Annotated in this window: 21 protein-coding genes; 19 read left to right on the forward strand and 2 right to left on the reverse strand. The window is 37.2% G+C overall.

What is annotated here, in order from left to right:
* Nucleotides 1–337 precede the first annotated feature (337 nt).
* Nucleotides 338–757, reverse strand: coding sequence for a PepSY domain-containing protein (locus tag FHS59_RS22875; protein ID WP_184498675.1), 420 nt, complete (start codon nt 755–757; stop codon nt 338–340).
* Between the two features lie 207 nt (nt 758–964).
* The gene (locus tag FHS59_RS23495) at nt 965–1087 is read right to left on the reverse strand and encodes a hypothetical protein (RefSeq protein WP_262890886.1); all 123 of its coding nucleotides are present in this window, start codon (nt 1085–1087) and stop codon (nt 965–967) included.
* 214 nt (nt 1088–1301) lie between these two features.
* Between FHS59_RS23495 and FHS59_RS22880 the strand changes: the two genes are divergently transcribed.
* The 19 genes from FHS59_RS22880 (at nt 1302) to FHS59_RS22970 (ending at nt 25553) form a co-directional block, all read left to right on the forward strand.
* Nucleotides 1302–2717 (forward strand): aldehyde dehydrogenase family protein, encoded by a 1416-nt coding sequence (locus tag FHS59_RS22880; RefSeq protein ID WP_184498677.1) that lies wholly within the window; start codon nt 1302–1304, stop codon nt 2715–2717.
* A gap of 87 nt (nt 2718–2804) precedes the next feature.
* Entirely contained in the window at nt 2805–3611 is an 807-nt protein-coding gene (locus tag FHS59_RS22885) for an AraC family transcriptional regulator (protein ID WP_184498680.1), read from the forward strand.
* Between the two features lie 164 nt (nt 3612–3775).
* A complete protein-coding gene (gene abc-f, locus FHS59_RS22890) occupies nt 3776–5365 on the forward strand; it encodes a ribosomal protection-like ABC-F family protein (RefSeq protein ID WP_184498682.1) in 1590 nt (529 codons plus the stop codon).
* A 276-nt stretch (nt 5366–5641) separates the two neighbouring features.
* Nucleotides 5642–6217, forward strand: a complete 576-nt coding sequence (locus FHS59_RS22895; protein ID WP_184498684.1) for a Crp/Fnr family transcriptional regulator — start codon at nt 5642–5644, stop codon at nt 6215–6217.
* Between the two features lie 67 nt (nt 6218–6284).
* Nucleotides 6285–6737, forward strand: a complete 453-nt coding sequence (locus tag FHS59_RS22900) for a carboxymuconolactone decarboxylase family protein (protein WP_184498686.1) — start codon at nt 6285–6287, stop codon at nt 6735–6737.
* Nucleotides 6738–7915: 1178 nt separating this feature from the next.
* Nucleotides 7916–9169 carry a YdcF family protein gene (locus FHS59_RS22905; RefSeq protein ID WP_184498688.1) on the forward strand — a complete coding sequence of 418 codons (1254 nt, stop codon included), beginning with the start codon at nt 7916–7918 and terminating at the stop codon, nt 9167–9169.
* A complete protein-coding gene (locus FHS59_RS22910) occupies nt 9150–10028 on the forward strand; it encodes a hypothetical protein (protein WP_184498690.1) in 879 nt (292 codons plus the stop codon). The genes FHS59_RS22905 and FHS59_RS22910 overlap by 20 nt, the downstream gene beginning before the upstream one ends.
* A gap of 18 nt (nt 10029–10046) precedes the next feature.
* Nucleotides 10047–13310, forward strand: a complete 3264-nt coding sequence (locus FHS59_RS22915) for a SusC/RagA family TonB-linked outer membrane protein (protein ID WP_246388593.1) — start codon at nt 10047–10049, stop codon at nt 13308–13310.
* A gap of 22 nt (nt 13311–13332) precedes the next feature.
* Nucleotides 13333–14871: a RagB/SusD family nutrient uptake outer membrane protein gene (locus tag FHS59_RS22920; protein WP_184498692.1), complete on the forward strand. Its 1539-nt coding sequence runs from the start codon at nt 13333–13335 to the stop codon at nt 14869–14871.
* Between the two features lie 406 nt (nt 14872–15277).
* Nucleotides 15278–15853: a Crp/Fnr family transcriptional regulator gene (locus tag FHS59_RS22925; RefSeq protein ID WP_184498694.1), complete on the forward strand. Its 576-nt coding sequence runs from the start codon at nt 15278–15280 to the stop codon at nt 15851–15853.
* A gap of 144 nt (nt 15854–15997) precedes the next feature.
* Nucleotides 15998–16351 (forward strand): darcynin family protein, encoded by a 354-nt coding sequence (locus tag FHS59_RS22930; protein ID WP_184498696.1) that lies wholly within the window; start codon nt 15998–16000, stop codon nt 16349–16351.
* Complete coding sequence (locus FHS59_RS22935) at nt 16348–17085, forward strand: SDR family oxidoreductase (RefSeq protein WP_184498698.1); 738 nt, start codon at nt 16348–16350, stop codon at nt 17083–17085. Before FHS59_RS22930 ends, FHS59_RS22935 begins: the two co-directional genes overlap by 4 nt.
* Before the next feature lie 20 nt (nt 17086–17105).
* Nucleotides 17106–17567 carry a DoxX family protein gene (locus FHS59_RS22940; protein WP_184498700.1) on the forward strand — a complete coding sequence of 154 codons (462 nt, stop codon included), beginning with the start codon at nt 17106–17108 and terminating at the stop codon, nt 17565–17567.
* Between the two features lie 1100 nt (nt 17568–18667).
* Nucleotides 18668–19927, forward strand: a complete 1260-nt coding sequence (locus tag FHS59_RS22945) for a 6-bladed beta-propeller (protein ID WP_184498702.1) — start codon at nt 18668–18670, stop codon at nt 19925–19927.
* Between the two features lies 1 nt (nt 19928).
* Nucleotides 19929–20993: a glycoside hydrolase family protein gene (locus FHS59_RS22950; protein ID WP_184498704.1), complete on the forward strand. Its 1065-nt coding sequence runs from the start codon at nt 19929–19931 to the stop codon at nt 20991–20993.
* The gene (locus tag FHS59_RS22955) at nt 20980–21750 is read left to right on the forward strand and encodes a galactosyltransferase-related protein (RefSeq protein ID WP_184498706.1); all 771 of its coding nucleotides are present in this window, start codon (nt 20980–20982) and stop codon (nt 21748–21750) included. Before FHS59_RS22950 ends, FHS59_RS22955 begins: the two co-directional genes overlap by 14 nt.
* Nucleotides 21751–21825: 75 nt before the next feature.
* Nucleotides 21826–22128: a hypothetical protein gene (locus FHS59_RS22960; protein ID WP_184498709.1), complete on the forward strand. Its 303-nt coding sequence runs from the start codon at nt 21826–21828 to the stop codon at nt 22126–22128.
* 559 nt (nt 22129–22687) lie between these two features.
* On the forward strand, nt 22688–24118 hold the full coding sequence (locus tag FHS59_RS23190) for a DUF1254 domain-containing protein (RefSeq protein WP_221444572.1): 1431 nt from the start codon (nt 22688–22690) through the stop codon (nt 24116–24118).
* A 1-nt stretch (nt 24119) separates the two neighbouring features.
* Nucleotides 24120–25553, forward strand: a complete 1434-nt coding sequence (locus FHS59_RS22970; protein ID WP_246388595.1) for a DUF1254 domain-containing protein — start codon at nt 24120–24122, stop codon at nt 25551–25553.
* Nucleotides 25554–26240: the final 687 nt, after the last annotated feature.

The raw sequence follows: 26240 nt of genomic DNA on the forward strand, positions 1-26240 counted from the left end.
ATTGAAATCGAAGATACTGGGAGATCGTTCAAGGTTTGAAGATCCGAAGACATTCGATTCTTTAACGACCAACCAATTCATTTCTTTCCATTAATCTCATTATGGAGCAGGATCAAGACCCTTCTCTTTTAGGAGGAGCCCATCCCAAAAGTGACGCAATTCGGGAAGAGAATTGTGTGAGATAGAATCCTATAGAGTTGTCGGTACAAATTCAACCTTACCTCAAGTGATTTGTGGCTTCAGTGAGTCAGGGGGAATTTTCTTAGGCTGGAATGGGGCAATTTGGCCTGATTGCGCAATAAGAAGGAGAACAGGTTTAATGAGAAAATTTATTGGTTTATTTATTTAGGGATTTTTTCAATCTGTAATCAAAAATATACCAAGTTAGGATACCTATTCCCACTAAAATCAGTGATACTTTTATAATTGAGCTCCAGGAGCTGGCATATCGGCTAATCATAAAGAAATACATGTATCCTACGATCAATCCAGTAAATCCCCAGTTCATGAATTTCCAATTGCCCATCACTTTTGAGTTTGTCCCCTTACTTTGTTTATACTGTCTTTTCAAGGCAATCCAAATACCGGTCAGTATCAGTCCGCAAATGGATAATCCGCCTAAAAACCAAAAAATCTTGGTTGTCAGCCCACCCCAATTCCCAAAGTGTATTGGGTCAGCAATATCATTTAGGTACATAACAGTTGGGATATTTTCTGCTTTTTGTATGCCAACTACTTTATTTTGTAATGGATCCACATAGACTCTGTTGGATCTTTTGCGAACTAAAGCAACATGACTCTTGCCCCTGAAATAAATCGGTTGAGAATTATCTGAGGCACTTCTTTATATTAGGAGGTGTCTTTTGAATAAAAAAAGCAACCATTGTGGATTTTAGAGTTTATTCAGAATCTCTCGAATTAGTCTTTCCTTGTTTATCTTTTTTTTTGACTGGAGACTGACGATTTAAATAATCCAAATCCCACAGGCAACAGCGAAAAGAGAAAAGGGATTTTCTGCCTCCAATGTCCCGATCATTGCGATAAAGCTGATGAATAGTGTGCTTAAAAATTTTAATACTGACCACATAATCAGATGGTTTTGTGAATAACTAATATACTAATTTACGGGTGGGTTCAAATTTGTTGGATTATAAAAATGTAAATGAATAAAGATGTACTTATTTAAAAAAAAATGCCGCCTAACCTTTGAAATTGCAATGAGCTTTTTAGCAAAGTAACTATGAGCTTTTTAACAAACCATGGCGAGACATATTCAAGGTACCTTTGAAATAAAAAAAGTCATGAAACAAATTCAAAGTGTATACATAAACGGAAAGTTTTTGGTACCCAAGGGTTCTGAAACAGCAAAGATCATCAGCCCACGTGATGGCAAACCAATCGCTCAATTGACTTATGCAAATCAAGAAGATACACGTTTAGCTATTCAAGCTGCAAGTGTAGCCCTTGTTAATTATAGTCAATCCAGCATAGAAGAGAGATCTGGAATTTTAAAGCGGATCCACGATCAAATCACCAATCGTATTGATGACTTGATTAAAGCGACTATTTTGGAATATGGAGCAACAAGGGAACGTGCAAAATGGTCTAATTTGATTTCGGCCAGTACATTTCTCAATCAAATAGAGGTTATAAAAAATTACCCTTTTGAGAGGAATGTAAACGAATCCAAAGTAAAGATGGAAGCTGTAGGTGTTACTGCACTTTTTACCCCATGGAATTCAGTTGCGGGTTCCATCGCAGTAAAAGTGGCCTCAGCACTCTCTGCCGGTTGCACAATTGTGTTAAAGCCTAGTGAATTTGGAGCTTGGCAATCGCAAATTATCATGGAATGCATAGATGCGGCTGGGTTGCCAAAAGGTGTTGTGAACATGGTGAATGGGAGAGGTGATGAAATAAGCAAAGCAATAATGGAAAGCACGGAGGTCACTAAAATCTCATTTACTGGATCGACTGCAATAGGAAAAATTCTGGCTAAACAAGCTATCGAAACTATGAAGAGAGTAACTCTTGAGTTGGGAGGGAAATCTGCTAACATCATTCTCGAAGATGCCGACCTAGATACAGCCATTCCAATGGCATTGCAGGCTAGTTTTATGAATAATGGACAGGCATGTATTGCTGGTTCACGTTTATTAATACCTGCTTCAAAAAAGGAAGAGATAAAAAACCGTTTGATCGAAGCTGCCAGCCGGTTTATTGTAGGTAATCCATTTGACAAAGAGGTGAACATGGGGCCGGTTGCCAATCAAAAACAGGTCGACCGTGTTCAGCAGTATATCATCTCTGGTATAGAGGAAGGGGCTGAATTGGTCCATGGTGGACCAGGTCGTCCAAAAGGATTTGAAGAAGGCTATTATGTAAACCCAACTATTTTTATGGGAGCCAATAATTCAATGAAAATTTCCCGTGAGGAGATTTTTGGTCCTGTCCTTACCGTTATTTCCTATGAAAATGAGGAGCAGGCCATTGAAATCGCCAATGATTCTGACTATGGGCTAATGGCATTTATCAGTTCCGGTGATACTGAAAGGGCACAACTCATTGCAAATAAATTGAAAGCGGGTCGAGTCTTGATTAATACACTGAAACACGATCCGCTTGCTCCTTTCGGCGGATATAAGAACTCTGGTTTTGGAAGGGAAAATGGGGTCTTAGGGCTGGAAGAATTCTTGGAAGTAAAAACTCTAATCATGTAACGAAGCCCATCTTCCAGATTAAAATCGTCCAAACTAATTTTAGACGATTTTTTTATGTGCAATATCAATTGATAAATTTAGAAAGTCATGGAAATCAAGAAATCCGATAATAAAAGGCCCGGAATAGTATTTTCCTGCTACCATCAAAAAAGCAGGGATGGGGAACATTTTGTCCCAGAACATACTTTGAGCTACCAAATAGCAGGTTCTTTAATTCTTAATGATGGAACTAATGAATATTCACCTTCTCTGGGGTCTTTGCGTTTGATCCGGCGAAATCAATTAGTGAAATTCATAAAACATCCTCCTGAAAGTGGAGATTTTAAATCCATATCCATCTATCTGAGTCAAAAAATACTGAAGGATTTTTGTTTGGAATATGGTCTCAGTTCAGACGGAAAATACTCTGGTTTACCTGTGATCAATTTAAAAAAGACCAAAATTTTAGAAAATTATTTTAGTTCTTTAATTGGGTACCAGCAAACAAATAATTTCGAGGACGGTCAGATTGTCGAATTAAAAATTAAAGAGGGTCTATTGTTATTGATGCAATCAAATCCAGAGATTAAAAACATCTTATTTGATTTTGCCGATCCTTTTAAGATTGATCTGGAAGCATTTATGAATCGAAATTACCACTTCAATGTTCATCTGGAAAGATTCGCCTATTTAACAGGAAGGAGCCTTGCTACTTTTAAAAGGGATTTTGAAAAAACTTTCGGTACTACGCCTCGTCGGTGGCTACAACAAAAGCGCCTAAGTGAAGCACATTACCTAATTTCAAAAAAGGGAGAAAAAGCATCCCATATTTATTTGGATTTAGGTTTTGAAAACCTTTCCCATTTTTCTTATGCCTATAAAAAAATGTATGGGCATGGCCCATCTTTATTATGATATGGAAATAGAGTCGTACTTAAGAAGAATAAAATAATATATTTGCAATCGCAAAACAGGAACTCCAAGTATCACTATGTGAAATTTAATTTCTTTCAAAACATTTAAAGACAGCAAACTGCCAAGCAGTTTGTCTGATTGTTTACTCTTTAAAGAAAGAAATTATGTTGACTGTACAACACCTTTCCTATACGCTTCCCAATAAAGACTTATTGTTTGCTGATGTTAATTTATCAGTAAACTCCCATGAAAAAGTTGCCTTAATAGGCAATAACGGGTCTGGTAAATCCACCCTGCTGAAAATCATAGCAAAAGAATTTCAAACATATGAGGGTCAGTTCAGTATTGGCGTTACCCCTTATTACATTCCCCAGGTTTTTGGTCAATTCAATCATCAGACAATTGCCCAAGCTTTGCGTGTCGAGGATAAATTGAATGCCTTACATCGAATTCTGAATGGTGATACCTCAGAGGATTGGTTTACTATTCTAAATGACGATTGGACCATAGAAGATCGTTGCAAGGAGGCATTGACTCACTGGGGGCTAGGAGAGCTGGATTTGAACAGATCACTTCAATCACTCAGCGGTGGTCAAAAAACAAAGGTTTTCCTGGCAGGTATCGCAATTCATGAGTCTAAAATGGTTCTTCTGGACGAACCGAGCAACCATTTGGATTTATCCGGTAGAGAAATGCTTTATGATTTTATCAGCACCACTAATAGCACACTGATCATCGTCAGTCATGACAGGAAATTGTTAAATCTGTTGGACAGTGTATGTGAATTGAGTCGGAGTGGGTTGAAAAGATATGGTGGCAATTATGATTTTTATGTTGAGCAAAAACAAATTGAAAAGAAAGCACTGAGTCTCGATATCCAAAGCAAAGAAAAGGCCCTGCGAAAAGCCAAGGAGAAAGAGCGAGAGACTGTAGAACGCCAACAAAAATTGGATAGCCGTGGAAAAGGGAAGCAGGAAAAAGCCGGGGTATCCAGGATCATGATGAATACGCTTCGGAACAAGGCAGAAAATAGCACCTCCAAATTAAAAAGTGTCCATGCCGAAAAAATCGGAGGGATCTCCCAGGATTTAAAATCTTTGCGGGAAACTGTACCTGGGATTGATAAAATGACTTTTGGATTTGATAATTCACAATTGCATAAAGGAAAGATTCTCTTTTCAGCAACGGATATCAATTTCAATTATGGGACTAAGCCAATCTGGAAAAGTAATCTGAAATTCCAGATTACTAGTGGTGAGCGTATAGCCATTAAAGGTAAAAATGGCTCTGGAAAAACTACTTTAATAAACTTGATTTTAGGAGTTTTAGCAACAAGTTCTGGAACAGTTTACCATGCTGAGAATAAGTCAGTTTATATTGATCAGGAGTATTCCCTAATCGATAACTCGATGAATGTTTACGATCAGGCCCAGCAATTCAATGAGTCATCCCTTCAGGAACATCAAATTAAAAGTAGGTTAAACAGATTTTTGTTTACGAAAGAAGATTGGATCAAACCCTGTAGGGCGCTTAGTGGGGGAGAGAGAATGCGATTACTTCTTTGTGGTATAACAGTATATAGCTCCTCCCCGGATATCATCATATTAGATGAGCCAACCAATAATCTGGATATTCAGAATATTGAGATATTGACTGCTGCCATAAACGAATATGAAGGTACTTTGATTGTGGTGTCACACGATGAAACGTTTTTGGAGCAAATAAAAATCGAAAGGGAGATTTCTTTGCTATAGGATGATATTCTTTAATCTTACTATTATAGGTTCAATTAAACGACCACTGGTTTTTACTGATAATTGCAATATTGGTTAGGTAAAGCAATTCTATGGGAAGATAGGGTGCCTAATTGAACTAGGTGGTAAAATCTTAAGGATGATTAATTTCCTTTAAATTGTGGTATTCAATGAAGTAAATTTTGAGGGAAAAACCGGATTATTGTCTGGAGAAAACTAATAGAATCCTTTTCTGAAATACTTTCTGTGTTCCCTAACAAACCTCTTTTATCTCAAATGTGGACTATTTTTAAAAAGCATATAGAAAAATTTGCAAAAGTTTCTGATACTGAGTTTGAAGAAATTATAACATTCTTTGAAACAAAAACAGTGGGTAAAAAAGAAAATCTAGTAGAGCAAGGTCAGATTTGTAGACATCATTTCTTTGTTTTAGAAGGATTACTGAGAAAGTTTTTCATCAATGAAAAAGGAGCGGAACAAACCACCGAATTTGCAATAGAGACATGGTGGCTTACAGATAATTTTGCTTATGAACGTCAAATAAGCACCGAATTTTATATTCAGGCAGTTGAAAAATCTGTTATACTTTTAATAACCCAAGAGAATCAGGAGAAGCTATTTCAAAAATTCCCTCAAATGGAACGCTATTTCAGGTTTGTGTATCAGCGGGCATATGCGGCAGCACAAAGACGTATTCAATTTCTTTTTTCAATGTCCAAAGAAGAATTTTATTATCAAGCTGTTAGAAATCATCCCGAATTCATCCAGCGTGTCCCACAATATTTAATTGCCTCCTACTTGGGATTCACTCCTGAATATTTGAGTGAAATCCGTAAGAGACTTCTTTCTTAAACCAGTTTAAGTTTTTTTCTTTTCCCGTAGTTCAATTTTGTATTATTCAATTTAAAACTTCAAAACAATGCAAAAGCGATTAAACTTTAAGGAATCAGCGCCAAAAGCGCTTCAAGCGATGATTGGTTTAGAAATGTCCCAATCAAAATCCTCACTGTCTCAATCAACCAAGGAACTGATTAAAATCCGTGCTTCACAATTAAATGGATGCGCTTATTGTATCAATATGCACACTCAGGATGCAATTAAAAACGGTGAATCCTCTCAGCGAATTTTTCTTATGAGTGCCTGGAGGGAAACGGAGAATATCTTTACAGAAGAGGAAAAGATAGTGCTGTCAATGACAGAAGAAGTAACTTTAATCCACCAAAAGGGATTGTCAGATGATACCTATACCAAAGCAGTGCAATATTTTAGTGAAACTCAAGTTGCAGAAATTATCACTGCTGTAATTTCTATCAATTTATGGAACAGGGTTGTGTTGAGCACCCATCTTTTGATGGGACAAAGCCTTGCCTAATAGGATGAGAAAAGTCACAGGATTTAGAACCTGTGACTTTTTTCGTTAATTGAGAGGCATTTCATTCTTTATTGAAATTTCTGTTTTCTCAATTTATCTAAAACTTAGCCGTTCCAATTCCACCTTATTAGTATCATTTTTTTGTCAAGATTGCTTTAATGATTCAATTAATTTGACGCCTAATCCTAAATCCTCTAACAATACTTTTCTTTGCTAAAATCTGTTATTTGAACAGTGGGAAGCAGGTGATAAGATTTTTTATAAATCATTGATTTTTTTGATCTGTACTGAGGGGATTAGTCAGTTCTTTTTTGATTTACAATAGGATATTTGCTAGATGGAAAGAGCACTGAGAATCATGATAGCATGAGCTTGGAGGAGTTTGAATTTAACTACCACTAAAACAAAATCATGATTGATTTGAAGAACATTCTTACAAGTGAAATTCATCAAGGGCAAAAAGGAGGGAAAACCGGATGTGGTTTCGATAATACTGGAAATTCCATACTTGGTGTTTTTTAATCTTAATTCTATTTATTTTTATATGATCCCTAAAAAAATAATCCTCATCAAAATAAAAAGCTCCATGAGGAGGGGAGAAGGGCGCTCTGCACTCTCAAAGAATGTTTTCCGAATAATCTGTGCTTATTAACAAAGTGGAGATGTTGATCAGAAATAATTCGTCAGTGAAAAGGACAAAAGATCTTTATTTCTTCTATCTTTTCTATTTTCAATCACCTTACGCAATTTTCAAACTCATTGAAAGAGAAAAGTAATTCGCCCCATCAATCCCAGCCCTGATTTATTCCTGATATGCCTATTTTTTACCGCAACCTTTCATCAAATTTCTTGATTTCTTAATGGTTTTTATTGTGGATGTCACAAGATCGGAGCGCATTTAACCTAAAGGTAATAATCAATGATTTTTTGATTTAGAAAATCGAGTGTTAACAGTATTGTATTTTTTAATTACAGGAATTTCAAAAAATACAAAACCACAATTTTGAATTGGATTAAACTTTTTACTGGAATGAAATAAGTCATACTTCCAATTGAAATGGATTTTCGAACAATCAAATTTACCATCTCCGGCAAGGTTTTTCTCCATCACGATTTTTTCACTTTTTCATAACTAAAATCAGACCGAATGTTCCTCTGATGATTTCGTCATTTGCGGAATGAAAAAAGCTATCCTATTCCTTGTTCTACAGCTTTTTTGGAGCATCAGCTGGAGTCAAAATATACCTCAGGCTAATTACATGCCCATCATTGGTGAGAATCCTGTTCTTTCCAAAAATGTTTACTTCCTCAGTCTTTTGGATCAAGATCCCGGTATTCAGGAACTTCTTAAAAAGGACCCCGAACTCACTGAAATCACCCGCCATAAATTCCAAGTACTTTCTGAATCTCTTACTGCTTGTGGCAAAAATGCTTCCTGTTATCCTGCCGCTCTTGGATTTTCAGATCAGGAGATCGAACTGATTTCTAAAAGACTTATCGAGCTCGCCAATCAAAATCAACACTTTTCTGATTTGGCTACCAAGCACCTTGCCCCATCAGGAATGTATCAGTTGATTTATTCTGAGGATCCAGCAGTGTTTATTGCCAATGCCTGGACACAGGATGCTACTGCGATCAATCATATTATTTCAGTTTATGGCAAAGGGGAAAAGTCAAATTATCCCAAAATTGATTCTCTGGGGATGAACCTCAACTCATCCACCTATCTCGCCAATATCCAGGCATTGAGCGAATTGGCGAAGGTTAAATATGAAAATGCATCACTCTTCTATCAACTGACACTAGGCTATGCCATGGATGCTTTGGCCATGGCAAGATTTGAGAGGGCAGGTGACTTTGAACCCATGATGCAGCTTGAAAACAAAGCAGCTTTTGAAGCCACTAAAAACACTTCCTGGGAAGAATATGAGTATCCATTGATCCTGATTCCAGGTGCCGGAACGGATAATTACCTGGACAGTCTGAGTTCCGGTGGGGTCATCAGATGTCAATTGGCCTACGATGCCTATAAGAAAAAGAAAGCTCCCTTTATTCTGGTTTCAGGTGGATATGTGCATCCATACAAGGTTTTGCACAATGAGGCAATCGAAATGAAGAGGTATCTCCTGAAGCTTGGAGTTCCCGAATCAGCAATTTTGATTGACCCGCACGCCAGGCATACCACTACCAATATGAGAAACACCGCCAGGATCATGTTTCGATATGGTTTTCCCACAGATAGACCTTCGATCACTGTCACCACACCATCCCAGAGTGCCTATATCTACTCTGATTTGATGCATGCCAGATGTATGAAAGAACTGGGTTACCATCCTTATAAAAACGGGAAAAGGATTTCTTCCACTATTGCAGAATTCTTCCCATTGATTTCCTCCTTTCAAATTGATACCGATGAACCACTTGACCCTTAAAATTTATCCGATCCAATTCCTACTGTTTCTCTGCATGCTTCTAAACAGTAGTCTGTCAGCTCAGGAAATGTCCATTTCAAAAATCCAGACTCTTTCTGAGCTGGGAGCAGCTCAAGGGGTTTCTAAAATCAACGATCAGATTTATATCTACGGAGACAGGGAAGTGGGAATGATGAGATCCTATTCCTACAATGATACCTTGGTCTATTCAGGTGAGGAATTTCTGTTTACCGTGGACGGTAAGGATGTCATCAACCACCCCACTGGAATCGCCTATGCAAAGGGACATCCCACATTTATTGGAAACTCGATCCGTCTGAATCCGGAAGGAACCCAATGGAAAGCAGTCATCTATGCAATTGATTGGGATGGTTTTCTAAAAACCAAAACTCTGGATGGCAACCTATTGGCCACGATAGATGACGATGCCTGTATTCAGGGAACCCGTCCCGAATTCATCCACTATCAGAATAGAATGTTAGTCGCCACAGCAGATTATGGACCTGCTAAAAATGAAGTTCGCCTTTACGATCCATCGAAATTGTTGAATTCCAAAAGAACTTCTGAACAAGGGGTTTTAATCGGAAAATTCACCTGCTCTCCATGGGTACAGAATCTACATTGGATCGCCGATCAGGGTGTATTGGTTTTAATCCAGAATCAAATTGAAGGCCGCCTTTGGAGATTGACATTCCTGGATCTGGAAGCCTCACTCAAAACAGGAAAAGAAGTAGTCCTCAAGCAAATCGACTTTGATAGAAAAGATGAATTGGAAGGCTTTTGCCTGCTAAATCCCGAATTGGGAATAGCAGTATCTTCCTCCAGAACCCAAAATGCCGCATTGATAAAAATCCACTAATTCTTAAAAATTAACTACATGATGAAAAGATTATTACATGTGATCTTGGTATCACTTGTTTCTTTTGGCGTCACTTTTGGCCAGGGAATCATAAGGGGTACCGTAACAGACCAGGATGGAGTGCCACTCGATGGGGTTTCCATCCTTGAAAAAGGCACCACGAATTATGACATTACAGATCCGGATGGAAGCTTTGAACTCAATGCAAAGGATGGAGCTGTATTGGTTTTCACCCTGATGGGATATGGTACCAAAGAAGTAGAAGTAGGTAGCCAAACAGAGTTGAACGTTCAGTTGCTTGCAGAGGATCTTTCTCTGGACGAAGTAGTAGTCATCGGATACCAAAGTCTCCGTAAATCGGATCTTACCGGTGCCGTTTCAAATCTGAAGGCAAAGGACCTGAATTTATCCACCCCTACACTTGGACAGGCGCTAACAGGTAAAATTGCCGGGGTACAGGTTTCCCAGGTATCCGGTGCACCGTACGAAACAACCAAAATCAGAGTAAGAGGTATCGGTTCCATCAATGCCAGTTCGGCACCATTGTATGTCATCGATGGATATCCGGCAGCCAATGATGTCTATATCAATCCAAATGATATCGAATCCATCGATATCCTAAAGGATGCCGCATCTGCTGCAATCTATGGATCCAGAGCTTCCGGAGGCGTGGTATTGATCACGACCAAAAGAGGGAAGGAAGGTAAAGCACAAGTGGAATTTGACTATCAGTCAGGAATTCAGCAATTGGCCAAAAAAGTGGATTTACTGAACTCCTCCCAGTTTGTAGATCTTCTGATTGATGCCAGAAACAACAACTATAGAAACCTGATTGAGAACTCCGGGAGAGCTTGGGATGATTCCATGTATTCTGATTCCAATCAAACCAGGGTATCAAATGTAGGAAATGCAGGAGGGGTAAGTATTCCAACCGAATTCTATGATTTTGCCAACCAACAGGCCATTGCACCTCAATATGATACTGACTGGCAAGATGTGCTTTACAGAAATGCCCATTCCCAGCGCTATAACCTTTCTGTCAATGGAGGTAATGAAAAATCCCGTTATTTCTTGAGTGGTGGCTACCAGCATCAGCCAGGTATCATTGAAACGACCAATCAAGATCGTTTTAACCTGAGATTAAACGTTGATTCCAAAGTGAGTGAACGATTCAGAGTAGGGGCAAACGTAGCCTTTACCAGCAATATCAACCGCGAAGTTCAAGAGGGAAGATTCAATCAAGGGCCGATTCTAGGAGCTTTGATTTATATGCCGATCTTTAAAGCCTACAATGAGGACGGAACGTTGGCAAAAAATGAGGCCGCTTCCCTTTCTTCTGCCTATGGATTCCAAAGTATAGAAAACCCTCTTGCCTTGGCCAGTGAAACGATCATCAGCCGTCGGGGACAAAGAGGTACCTACAATGCCAATGCAAGCTATGATCTTTTGAAAGGATTGACTTTCAAAGCCAACTTAGGCATGCAGACCTACTTTGAGAAGTATGAATTCTATAAACCAACCAGCTTGAGCAGCGGAGCTAATCCTCCCTATTCTGACCAGGCGAAGAATGCCGCTTATGCTACCGCACAGACTTATGACCGTAGGGATAAATTGGGAGAATTTACCCTGGCATACCTGAAGGATTTCAACAAGCATTCCATCAATGCACTTGCAGGTTATACCGTTCAGGCAACTGATACAGATGTGATCAGTGTCACTTCCAATGGGTTTGAAAATGACAATATCCCTGAAATCACCGGAAAAGGAGCAGACCCTACCAATTTCCAGATGAATGGAGGTACTGGTAAAACCCAGTCCAGATTACTTTCATATTTGGCCAGAGTCGGTTATAATTTCGATAGCAGATATTATCTGACCGCATCTTTTAGACGGGATGGATCATCCAGATTCGGTCCATTGAACAGGTATGGTAATTTCCCATCCGTATCTGCCGCATGGAATATTTCCAATGAATCATTTTACAATGATTGGTTAGGCCAGGGTTCTTCCTTGAAACTTAGAGCAAGCTGGGGTCTTAGTGGAAATAACAACATCGGAGATTACAACTTTGCCCAAGTGATGTCTACCTCACAGCCGGTGGTTTTTGGAAATGGATCTGTAGAATCAGGGGTTTGGCCATTAAACATGAGGGATCAATCCTTGGGTTGGGAATCTACCAGCCAGTTTAACGTCGGTGTTGATACCGAACTGTTTGATGGACGTCTATCTGTCATTGCCAATGCTTATTTGAGCCGATCTTTTAATTTGTTGCTTAATAGACCTATTTCTGCCATTTCTGGAGCCACTTCTGTCCTGACCAATATGCCGGACTCCAAAGTGGAAAACAAGGGTATTGACCTACAGGTTGATGCAGCGGTTGTTTCCAAAAAGGATTTCAATTTGAATCTAAGTGGTAATATTTCCCTAAACAGAAACAAGGTTTTGGATCTAGGAGATGCCAGTACCATTCTTTCCAGAGGTGCGGAAAGATCCTATCTAACTCATATCACCACTACAGGCCAACCTATCGGAATGTTCTATGGATTTAAAGTAGTCGGAATGGTGAGAGAAAGTGATATGGAAAATATCGCTGCAGATGATGCAGTTTATAATGCTGCAACCCAATCTTTCCCTGAAGGGTATCAAATCCAAGGCCCTCCAAGATCTTTGGCTTCCAGCAATCCGCTACGGCCTGGAGATCTTTACTTTGAAGATGTCAACGGTGATGGAATTGTCAGTGACGAAGATAAAACAGTCATAGGTACTCCATATCCAGATTTTACGTATGGGTTGACCCTCAGTGGAAATTTCAAAAACTTTGATTTCGCAGTGGCAATGAACGGTTCCCAAGGAAATGAAGTCCTTGACGGACAAGATTATTACCTCTTCAATATGGAGGCTTCTGGAAACCAATATGCAGTCGTAGACGACAGATTCCGCAGTGAAAATGAGCCTGGAAACGGCTGGGTGTATAAAGCATCCCGAGGTGGTACACAGAGTAATAGTACACGTCTTTCCACTTTCTATATTCAGGATGGATCCTTCTTGAGAATCACCAATATCACAGTGGGTTATAGCTTCAAAGCTGAAACCTTGCAGCAAATGAAGGTGTCTGGGTTCCGTGTTTATGCTGGTGTGGACAATGCATTCACTTTTACCAAGTACTTGGGGTATAATCCTGAAGTCGATTATAACAATGGAGCAAACCTTACTCCAGGGGTGGATTATGGAAAATATCCTTTGATGAGATCCTTCAACCTGGGTGTTAAAGTCACATTCTAATCGTTTCCAAAAAAATAATGACATGAAAAAATTAATTGTATATATTCTTACAGTGTTAGTCTCCGCTGCAATGTTCTCTTGCGGGGAAGATTTCCTGGATATTTCTGATCCCAATGCTGTGCCTTCCGGTGAATTCCTGACAACTCCTGCTGATGTGGAAGCCGCTGTCAATGGAATTTATGCTGCCATCAGAAACAATAGTGCACTGGGAGAAAGCAGTGGACTCTATATTGATGAGCGCAGTGATGATATGGGCAGAAATGATAACCAGTCCAATGCCGGTGAACCCTTCCAGTTCAATGATTTCTCTTTGATTCCAAGCAATACCTACTTGAAAAACCATTGGTCGGCCCTGTATACCATTGTTTCAAGAGCAAATTATGTCATCAATAATATCGAATCGGTAGCTTATTCAGATGATAACCTGAAAAGTTCCCATTTGGCTCAGGCATCTTATCTGAGAGCTTTGGCCTATTACCACTTGGTAAGGAAATGGGGAGGCGTGCCTTTGGTAACGATAGAAGTGAAAACTCCTGACGAATTGGAAGCAGTTACCTACCGAGAGACCGAAGCCAACATTTATGCCCAGATCATTGCAGACTTGGAAGTAGCCACTTCCAGCACTCTTCCTGATCACCAGCCTATTTCCGGAAAAGGCAGAGTTTCAAAAGTAGCTGCCCATGCACTATTGGGTGAAGTGTATTTGACCATGGGAAGCAATGAGATTCCCGGAAAAAGCCCAAGTGAATATTTCTCGCTTTCCAAACAAAACCTGGAAACTGCCTATCAGAAAAGAACCTTTGGTGACCTAAAGGAAATCAGTTATGAATCGGTGTTTGACGTAGACCAAAAATCGACCAATCCGGAGATTATTTTCCAAATTGTGTACCGACAGGGAGATCAAAACTTAAGTTCGGCTGTAGCCAGAAACAATCAAGCCCTTGGTGAAACCATCAACTCCCAAAGACCTGCCACTGGTAGTGGTACCCGGGTAAATTTAGACTTGGTCAATGAATACGAAGAGAATGATCCCCGTAAAGACTTTTCTGTGAATTATGCAGAAGATGCAAGGGTGCAGGAATATTTTATCTCTAAATACAGGGATGTCAGTGATGCGGCTGGCGTAAATGGATTTGGTGGAAACGATCATATCATGATGCGCTATGCAGATGTGATTTTATTGCTTGCAGAAGTAAATGAACGACTTGGAAACACCTCAGAGGCAATTGCCATGCTTAACCAGGTTCGGGACAGGGCAGGACTGCCACTTTATGAGCAAGCCATGCAAAACCCGGATTATGCGACACAATTTCCAACCTTGAAACTGGCGATACTTCATGAGAGGAGAGTAGAGTTGGCTTTCGAGCAAAAGAGATGGTATGACCTCCTAAGAGCTTTCAATAATTCAGAATTGGTGATGTATTTCAAGGAGAAGGATCAGTCGGAATATGGCATTGCCAACCTTCAGAATATTTCAGAAAAAGACAGGTATTATCCAATTCCATTCGATGAATACCAGCTTGATCCAGAAAGGATGTACCAAAACCCTGGATATAACTAGTAGAAGAATAATAAAAGGAGCTTTAATAAGCTCCTTTTTTATTGAGCCAAGTTCAAGTCGAATAGAGACTATTAAAGACCATAAAATCCTGTTCTTCTTCTTCCTTTTCTGAACCAATGACATCAAACAGTTCATAGCTGGAAATCAAGAAACTCAGCCCTTTAATTTCATAAAAGACATTTGAAAATTGATGTTCTGTTTCTAGGTCCGTATCATATTCCTGTATCTGTTTCTCAGAGAATCTCTGGAGTATTCAAATAGGGGTAACAATCAAGGGTATTCATAAATGGTTCAAATTTCACACGCTGAAAATTTTTAATATCTTCGATTTCAGCAGACCATAGAGTAAATGCATCCCTAATAGGTATGCTAATGGGCCAAAATCAGAACTGGAGAAATTAGGGCAATGACCGATTTGATTACTTTCTTTAAAGGATTAACTCCTGTTTCAACTGAGAGCTTGGAGAAATTTTCAGATTTGTTCCGACCTAAACTTCTGAAAAAGGGAGACTACTTTATTACAGAAGGAAAAGTTGCCACAGAAATTGGCTTTTTAGAAGCGGGCATTATCCGGGCATTCTACAGAAACAAGGAAGCTGTGGAGTACAATAAGCATTTTTTTATCAATCCCTGTTTTATTGGTGGATATGCTTCCCTCATCACCGGATCGCCAAATCAAATAATCCAACAGGCATTAGTAGACTGTAACATACAGGTCGCAAATTTTACAGAAGTACAAAACCTGTATGAAAGTTGTCCCGATCTTGAAAGAGGTGCCAGAAAATTGGCAGAACAGTTTTTTGTACAGAAGGAACAACGGGAAATTGAAATCGTATTGCTGGATGCGGAAAAGCGTTATCAGCTATTCCAAAAAGACTTTCCGCAGTTAGAGCAGCTCATTCCTCAATATCATATCGCTTCTTACCTGGGCATTACGCCCACTCAACTTAGCCGAATTAGGAAAAAAATTTCTGGTAAGTAGCATTTATCAACCTATGTAAATGCATTTGGTTTTTGGCTTCTTCAAATTTGCTGCAAGTACTAGCTATAAGGCAAACTGAAAAAGCTGAATTTGGCTATTCAAGGTACTTTCAAGAATTCCCATTCCCGAACCAAACCATTTGCTATGGAAATCCAGACACCCTATACCGTTTTGGTATTGTTGAATGCTAAGTCACATTGGCTTGCCCTAACCAGAGATCAAAGGAGTGAATTTGTCAAAAATGAACTGGTGCCTATTTTAAATAGAGTCAGTGACAAGGTCGCTGTGAGGTTTTTTGATAGTGAGTATTTTCATGCATCCATTTCGGACTTTTTGATTCTAAATGTCAGGGATTTGGATGGCTATAAATTGTTTATAGAATTGCTTCGTGATACCAAAGTCTACAGCATACCTTATTTTGAAATTAAGGATATCATTATAGGTCAAGAGAACCTGTTTGAAACTTTCAATGAGCAGCTTAAAACTGATGACGTATGAAAGTGACAGGTAACACCATCTTAATTACAGGAGGCTCATCAGGTATTGGCTTGGCCCTTGCCAAGCGTTTTTTGAAACTTGGTAACAAAGTCATTATCACTGGCCGTAACGAGGAAAAATTAAAACAAATAAAGGAGGAACTCCCGGAAATCCATTGCTTCGTTGGCGATTTGACCCACAAAAGCTCACTGGATGAACTCGTATTATTGATGGAGCAGGAGTATACAGACCTCAATATCCTAATCAACAATGCAGGCATTCAATACAACTACAGCTTTGTAGATGAACCAGATCTTTCATATAAAATTGATTACGAAATATCCACAAATATTACAGCGCCTATAAAACTTACTGGGTTTTTACTGCCCATACTTCTTAAAAACCAGAACAGTGCCATAGTCAATGTCAGCAGTGGACTTTTTATTGCCCCAAAAGCATCTGCATCGGTGTATTGTGCCAGTAAATCTGCCATTCATAGTTTTACCAAGACACTTCGTTATCAGTTGGAAACTACCGATACAAAAGTCTTTGAAATCATTCCTTCTTTGATTGATACCCCTATGACTGAAGGAAGAGGTAAATCCAAAATTTCTGCCGAACAGCTGACGGATGAGTTTTTCAGGAATTTTAAAAAGAACAAAACTGAAAGCTATATCGGAAAAACTAAGTTGTTGAATTTTATTCAAAGAATTTCCCCAAAGCTCTCAGACAAGATCATGAAAAACGGTCTTTAACTTTAATCGAACCAAATGAAATGAAACCATTACTTGTTTTACTTGCTGTATTTGCCGTTTCCCTCTTGACAACCAAGGTTATACACAGGAGATTTGAATTCGCGTTATCCGGGAGAATTGCCATGTCCGCAATGCTTGTATTCACGGCACTGGCACACTTTGTATTTACCAAAGGCATGTCCATGATGTTACCCGATTTTATTCCTTACAAAACCTTGATTGTTTATGGGACTGGCATTTTTGAAATTGCAGCCGCAATTGGGCTTTTAATTCCAAAATTTAGAGTGATAGCAGCATGGTTGTTAATCGGATTTTTCATCCTTATCCTGCCGGCAAATATTTATGCAGCCCTAAATCATATCGACTACCAAAAAGGAACTTTTGATGGATACGGCTTATCGTACTTGTGGTTCAGAATCCCCTTACAATGCGTTTTCATCTGTTGGACTTATTTGTCCTTTAGGAAAAATAATTCAGGTTAAAATAGGGTCGTTTCTAAACTGCTAAGATACTTTATGGGTAAAATGTAGATATACCTTTGTCTATAAAGCTATTTAGAAATAGTAATTCCAATTCCTTCTTCTAGAAAAATGAATCTACCAAGGAAAAATGGGTCAGAATTTAAATACCTCCCTAACAAAATCATCTGTAGGAACTGGATGACCTTGAGGTATTAAATCTTAGTGGTAATACGCGGGGAATGGAGCATTCTTAATTACCCATTGTCTTTCTAAGGTATTTCATTCTCGGAATTCAAAATTTTGAGATATGTATTATGGATTGCAACCTGATAACTACCGGAACCCGAACAGCATTATTATATGGAGGAAATTTCCTTTACCATTTAAACTGTCAAGTTTTCCTTGATAGTTGGTGTTTTTTATTTTTGACCTTTTGTTTAGAATTGAAATCAGATCTAGTTGTTTAGATTCAAATGCTTGTTTGGACAATGTTTCTCTTCATTAAAAATAAAAACCAATGGTGATAATTCAATTATAAAAGGGCTTTTATTGTATTTCAGATCCAAAAATGCCTGTTACTAGAATAGTCCCAAAAAGTTAGACATTACTTGGAGGTACTTTTATTAGCAGAAAAATGAAGTATTCGGTGAGCTTGAAAACGAATGATCTTCGGACTATTCCTTGCGGGAAGGATCATCTTTTTACTTAACCTTTAACTCTTATCCAGAGTAGAGCTGATCTTTTTATCGGCACAATCTGGCCCAAGAAGCGCACATTGAAGAGGGAAAGGTGCGGTATTTACTGTGAAAAAGAAATCTAAATGGTTTTCATAGTCATTTTTTTTTAAATTAATTGTTAAAGTTAGTTTTCATTTCAAAAAATTATTAGATTTAGAAAATAGTTTGAACGAAAACTAATAGTATTTTAAGTTTTTATCTCTTTAAATGAATTTCGAATAAAATAATATGTATTTGGTAATTATAATTTTTTTTTATTGTGATTAAGATAACCTAGAAAATTCTTTGAAAACAATAAAAAGGTATACTTAAACCTTAATTAAGATTGATTTCATTCAATTGAACATTTTAGAATTTTGTTTTAAAACAAACCATTAACCCAAGATGAGAAAAAAAATACAAAGATTTTTATGCCCTATTTTAATACTAATTTTTACTATTATTTCCTGTAAAACAAAAGATGAGAATTCTACTCATAAATTTTCAGATTTTGATAGGGAGAAGGTTTTATCTGAAAATATTGAGTCATTTTCAGTAAATGAATCGGAGATAAGTACAACGATAAAAGTTCCTAAAAATTTAAATAATGAATTTTATCTTTCAGACGTAATTGATAGTGTTTGGTATGTAAAGCTAGGCGACATACCTTCTGATATTATGACAGATAATTTACTGAAAATTAAAATTTATAAGAAGAGAATTTATGTTTTGGATGGTAAAAATCAGGATCTATATGTATTCAAGGAGAATGGTGATTTTCTCTTTCCTATTTATAGTTCAGGGATGGGGCCAGGTGAGTTTACAAAGGTAAGTTCATTTAGTATAGTGCCTGATAAGGATCAAATTGTAGTATTTGATGATAGATTGTCAAAGATTTTGTATTACACGTTAGATGGTCAATTTCTAAAAGAAAACCGAATTGGATTTAGGTTTTTGGATTTTGAATTTATTGACAATAATACAATAGCTGTTGATTTAAATAAGACTTTTAATGACCATATTCCTGAAATAGAAAATAATCAACTTGTCATGGTTGATAGCACATGGAAAATTATTTCAAAAGCAGCTCCTTATGATGCATCAACCGAAAGAGGGTTATTTTTTTCGGGGAAAACATTAAGAAATGGAATTGATGGGTTAACTTATCTACAGCCTTTTACTTCGACTGTTTATAGCATTGATAAAAGTAAGATTGTTCAACCAAAAATATTTATAGATCTTGATAAAAATGCTTTACCTGAGAACACTAAGTTTAATATGTCCTTTGATGATTTTATGGGTACCTATGGTTTAAATCATGCATTTCTTGTTGAAAATGGATACGACCTAAAGGATGTGTATTATTTTGAAATGCATTATGAAGGAGGTAAAAGAAGATATGCTTTTCATTCAAAATCAACAGGCAATATTTTTTATGGTATTCCAAATAGGGACTTGGAGATTTTGGGATTTTTTCATATTTCTACATCTATACCAGAAGACAATGTATTGATAAGCTATGTTTCCTCTGAAGAAATTGCAGCTACTAAATCATCAATATTAGATTATGGAATTAAGGATAAGAATTTAATTGATGTTTTGGAAAAAACCTATGATGATGACAATCCAGTTTTGATATTTTATAAATTAAGAAAGAATTTCTAATATGAGAACGGAATCTTCTATCATTGAATTGGCAGACAAAATTTTAGTAAAAACAAGTAGAAACAATAGTAGAATTGGATTGTTTGATGGCAAATCTGGTATTTCATTTTATTATTATCTATTAAACTCGCAGCCAAAGAATTTTAGTTTAGCAGAAATTCTTATTGATGATGTTGTTAATAGGTTGAAAATTGGATCAACTGATACCTCATTCGCAACTGGAATTTCTGGAATTTCTTGGATGTTAGAATTTTTATCCCGCGAGGGCTTCATTGAAGGTGATCCAGACGAGATAATTAGTCCACTAGATAATTCAATATTTTTGGATGTTGCTTTTAATTCCATGAGTTCCACTGGTTTTGAGACTGGTACATTAGGGTATTTATTTTATTATATAAATAGATATTTTAATTCCAGAACGGGTTCTCTTCATAAAATAATATACGAAAAAACTATAAAGAAATTACTCAATGAATTATATATTCAAATTGAAAATAACCAAATGAGAATTTCTCCTGGCCAAGAATTTTCTGTTTTTTGGGATTTGCCAATTTGCTTATTTCTCCTCACTCGTCTGGTTCAACTTAAAATCTATGAAGAAAAAGTTGTTCAAGTCATTAAGTCACTTATTCCTAATATTCTTGAGCTTAGACTTTCTCTACATGCTAATAAATTAACTTTATTATTAAGTTTGGTTTATTTTAATAATTATTATTTTGATAAGAGATTGATTGATATTCAGGCCTCATTGTTGAAGGAATTTGATTTTCATCATATGCTTTATAATGAATTTAGAGATAAAAGCCTTCATTTTAAAAATGGAATCTCTGGAATTTATTTTATCTTGATTATTTTTTCTAATTGGTCCAATGAAAATCATTCTTTGATTTTTGATTCAGAGATAAATTTGATTAAAAAAAAGATACTTAATTCCTCTTTTTGGGATATAAATCTAGAACATATTTCTGAGGTGGATACATTGACTTCTTTTGAATTAGGTATACCTGGTATTGTATTTACATTTTCTCATTTTTATTTATCAAAATTAGTTTATGAAAAAGGTTGATTTAAATGATGTTTGTATAATAATTCCTGTTACTCTCGATTCTATTTCCAGATTGGAGAATTTAGTTTGTATTGTGAATTTTATATCTGATAATTTCGAAGTGGAGATTCAATTGCTAGAAACTGCTCCATACCCAAATTACATCATTCAAAAATTGCTTCAAGGAAAAATTAATTATCATTTTTTTCCATCTAGTGATGTTATTTTTCATAGAACAAAATTTATTAATAACCTTGTGAGTAAGACTAATAAGAATATTGTAGGTGTTTGGGATTCAGATGTTCTTTGTCATCCAAATCAGATTGTTGAGTCTATAAATCTATTAAAGGAAGATAAGGTTGATTATGTTTATCCTTATTCTGATAGGTTTTTAGATACTTCTAAGATTATTAGAGAGCTTTACTTTGAAAAGTTGGATTTAAATATTCTGCTAATGCTTCAAGGAAAAATGAAAGAAATTTATGCTCCAAAACCTGTTGGAGGAGCTTTTTTTATTAACAAGCAGAAATATATTTCTGCCGGACTTGAAAATGAAGAATTTTATGGCTGGGGAGTTGAAGATGGAGAAAGAGCTACCCGTTTTTCTATATTAGGTTTGAAAAGAGGTAGAGTTGTAGGGCCGCTTTTTCATCTTACTCATGATAGAGGTATAAATAGTCAATTTCATTCTATTCAACAAGATGTTTCTAAAAGAAACATTCTTTTCTCTATTGGTACTATGTCAGAAATGGAATTGAAAAATTTTATTAATAAATGAATTTTTTAATTATTCTATATTTGAAACCAAGTTTTAGTTTTATTAATATTTGTTTTAATTTTAATTTTATTGTTTATGAAAATTTCATTGAATAGAAAAAAGAGTAGTATCAGAAAGATTGTTCTTGGTTCTTCTGCAGCTACATTAGGTATTTCACTTTTGCTTGCGGTAAATGCTGAAGCTCAATCTTCAAGTTCTTGTGATAATTGGGTTTGGGGTTGTGATTCATTATGGCAAGAACAGTTGACAAATATTCCTTGTACTAGAGAGATTTGTTGGATTCCAGGTGTTGCTTGTGATACCTATTGTGGTATGACTGTAAGGTGTATTGACGGTCCTGATTTTGCTTGTGCAGGTGGTTATTCCTGTAAGGTTTAAAATAGGTTTAAATAATTGTACTTTGCTTTTTCTTGGTTTGGGCAAAGTACTTTTCTTGTTTTAAATGATTGTTTTTTTTATCTCTAAATCAATCAAATTATTTTCTATTTTAAGTACTTTATTCATTTGTTTGATTGAAGTTTTGTCGACTTGTTTATTTGAAAATTTACTTAAGGTTTAAGCTTTTAATTATAATATTTATCTCCATTCTAGAGCTTTCTTACATCGTTATGGATCCGATTTATATTGAATTTTTTATTGCTGATCACCAAGCTCCATCAGAAACCTGTGCCATAGGCCTATATGGGCTATGCTTAGTATAGCCTTCCCCGGTGAGCGGCGCGATATCGGGAAGGAGGAGGGATGAGGTAGAATTACAAATCCACCCAGTGCCTTGAATATCGTGATTACATCAAAACAGGGAGACGGCAGGGAAGTACTTCATATTATTTCAAAAAATAATAAGAAAGCCCCCTTGAGGGAATGGACGAAATTCTTAATTTGGTCATAGTAGAGCCTAATTGCCTTGTTGACAATACGATATGCAAAAGAATAAAGTATGAAAACACTAGAAAAAATGATGACTTTGGCGATACTCATTATGATGATGGGATGTCAACAGGCCAAAAAAGAATTATCTCAGGAGGAAGCCAGGGAAATTGCAAAAGAAGCTTATATCTATGGTTTGCCTTTGGTTCTGAACTACAAAACTTTTTACGCCAATACCATCAATAAAAATTCAGGGGATTACAAGGGTGAGATAAATAAAATTTCTTGTGAGGCCAGGTTGTATACGCCTGAAGATAAGGCCATCGTAACGGTTAATTCAGATACTCCCTATTGCATGTATTGGAACGATGTAAGAGCCGAACCTGTGGTTGTTACTGTCCCCGAAGTTGACCCAAACAGATATTATAGTTTCCAATTTATTGATTTATACACCCATAACTTTGCTTACGTAGGTTCGCTTACTACAGGAAGTAAAGAGGGGACTTTTCTAATAGCTTTGGATAGTTGGAAAGGGGAGATTCCAGAGGGTATAACAGAGGTGATCAGAACAGAAACAGGGATTTTCTTCACCATCATTCGTACCCAGCTCATGAATTCAAATGATCTAGAGAATGTGAAGTCCATTCAAAACGACTATAGCTTAGAGACTTTAAGCGCTTATCTGGGCGAAGAGTCCAAAGGTAATTCAACTTCTGATGTCTATCCGCAATGGGTGGAAGGCTCACAATTTACAGAAGCCTCATTTGTCTATCTAGATGCAGTTCTTAACCTAATTCAAACTCCTAACGCCACAGAAATGGAACTGCTGGAACGCTTTAAGAAATTGGGCATTGGTACGACCGAAGGATTTGACTTAACTGGTTTTAGTCCGGAGATTCAAGAAGCAATAAAACAAGGGGTTAAGGATGGCTTTTCAAGTATGGAAGCTTTTATTGCAGAAACCAATAAAGATCCCTTAGGAAGTGCTAAAATATTTGGAACTAGAACTTTTTTAGAACAAAGTGCAAAAAACAATTATCAGCATGGTACGCCCTTTTTAATCAGAGCAGTAGCAGCAAATCTGGGTATATATGGCAACTCCGCATCGGAAGCTATTTACCCAATGTTTTTAGTAGATGCCGATGGTAATCCCATGGATGCCTTGCAGAATAAGTATACGCTCACCTTTGACGCCAATGAGTTGCCCCCGGTTAATGCCTTCTGGTCATTGACGATGTATGATGGAAAATCACAGTTGTTAGTGGAAAATGCATTAGACAAATATTTAGTTAATTCATCCATGGTGGATAATTTTGTCAAAAATGATGATGGTTCCTTAACATTGTATATTCAGAGTGAATCTCCAGGTAAAGACTTGGAGTCCAATTGGGTTCCTGCTCCAAATGGCCCTTTTTACACGGTTTTAAGATTGTATGGGCCAAAAAATGAAGTCTTGTCAGGAGAATGGAAAACACCGAAAATGCTAAAACAAATAAATTAATATGATCAAGCAGGTACTTTTAATATTTCTCATTTGTTTAGTTGCAGCTTGCAAAAACGGCACTAATAAAGGAGTAGAAACAAGTTCTCAAACCGAACTTACCACTGACGAAGCGCAAACTATAGCAAAAGAGGCTTATATTTTTGCATACCCCATTCTGATGGGATATCAGGCCATGTATTATTCGATGGTAGATTCTACAAGTCCGGGATATCGTGGTGATTTCAATATGTTCACGCATGATACAAGTCCAGCAGATCATACGCGGACAGACGTGGTGACGATGAATGCCGACACTCCCTACTCTTTAATGGCCATGGACCTTCGTTCAGAGCCTATGGTTATTTCTGTACCCGAAATTAAAGACCGGTACTATGTTATTCAGTTTATAGATTTATTCACACATAATTTTGCTTATATAGGTACACGTTCTACAGAGACAGAGGCCGGAGATTATTTGTTTGTTGGGCCCAAATGGAAAGGGGATATTCCTGAAGGAAAGTTTAAAAAGGTATTTAGAAGCGAAAGTGAATTGGTAACCACCATTGGTAGGACCCAATTGTTAGGGAAGGATGATTTGCCCAATGTAATTGCCGTTCAAAAGGAACTGAAAGCACAACCATTGAGTACCTTTCTAGGAGCAAGTAAAGAGAAAAATGCACCTCAATTGGATTGGATTAAATTAAACCCTTCAGACTTAACCAACTCAAATTTTATTGACTATTTTAATTTTTATCTGACTTTGGTAGAGCCTTTTAATGAAGAGGACAAACCGATGTTAGAGAAGTTCGAAAAAATTGGTATTGTACCAGGAGCTAAATTTAATCCTGCAGATTATAGCCCTGAAATACTGGCAGTCATAGAATCAGGCGTTCAGGAAGGATTGGATGAAATTAAAGACAAAGCTGGAAATATTGCCGAACAAGTAAACGGCTGGAATATGATGGACGCATTTGGTCCCAGAGAATTCTTTAAAGGAAATCATGTCTTAAGGGCTGCAGCGGCCATGGTTGGTATTTATGCCAATGATAAAATCGAAGCTTTTTATCCAATGGCTTATGTCGATAATAATGGGGAGGTCTTAAATGGCGAGAATAAATACATCATCCATTTTAACAAAGATCAAATTCCTCCGGCTAAATACTTTTGGTCCATTACCATGTATAATAAGAAAGCCGATGGAGTGGGAGGGTATTTAATTGAAAATGAATTAAATCGTTATCTGATCAATTCTACTTCAGAAGGATTAGTATATGATAAAGATGGTGGATTTACTATTTACATTCAACATGAAAAGCCTGCAGCCAATAAAGTGGCAAATTGGCTTCCAGCACCAAATGAACCGTTTTATTTATGCCTTCGGATTTATGGCCCTGAAGAATCGGCTATGAATGGTAACTGGAAACCACCCTTTATTGAAAAGGTGAAAGATTAAAAATTTGATTAAACAATTCATGTCAGTCTATTTGGTAAATATCAAGGCTTATAACTCATTTGATGAGTAAAGTAATTTGATAGGAAACTACCATTGAAAGACGATTTTACGGACCCCTCTTAAAAGAGAGAGCTGGTCCCGATTTTTCGGGAAGAGGGAATTTGATTCGTTTCAGAAAAATGAAATTGCTTCAATTACTATGTTTGTCATTGGGAGTTCCGCTTTATTAACCTGAAGTTTCCAACTTTCAGCAGAATCGGTCGCCCTCTCCTAAAGAGCCTGTCCCGTAGCGCAGCGTTTCGGGAAGATAGCCTGTCCCTGTGAGCAGAGCGATATCGGGAGAGGGATGAGGTCAAAAATACCCAGTACTGGGTGTTTTTTTGTATTTAATATCCTTTTCTTGTTGATGTCTTTAGTTTATGAAATCGAAGATCCCGAGAGCTTGGATAAGAATTGAAGATTCGAGGAATTGCGATTCGGGAACACCCGACCAACTCACTTCTTATCTTTAATTTTCCATCTGGAGCAGGATCGATCGCCTTCTCCTAGAGAGCCTGTCCAGAAAGCGAAGCGTATCGGGAGGCCAGTCCTCGATATTCTTATGGATTAGGCAAGGGTTATATTGTAATTTATTTCATGTTTTCTTTTGTCTCGGATCAGGGCAAAAATCCTGTTGATGAGTTTCGC

The sequence above is a fragment of the Algoriphagus iocasae genome, from assembly GCF_014206875.1.
Classification (GTDB): Bacteria; Bacteroidota; Bacteroidia; order Cytophagales; family Cyclobacteriaceae; genus Algoriphagus; species Algoriphagus iocasae.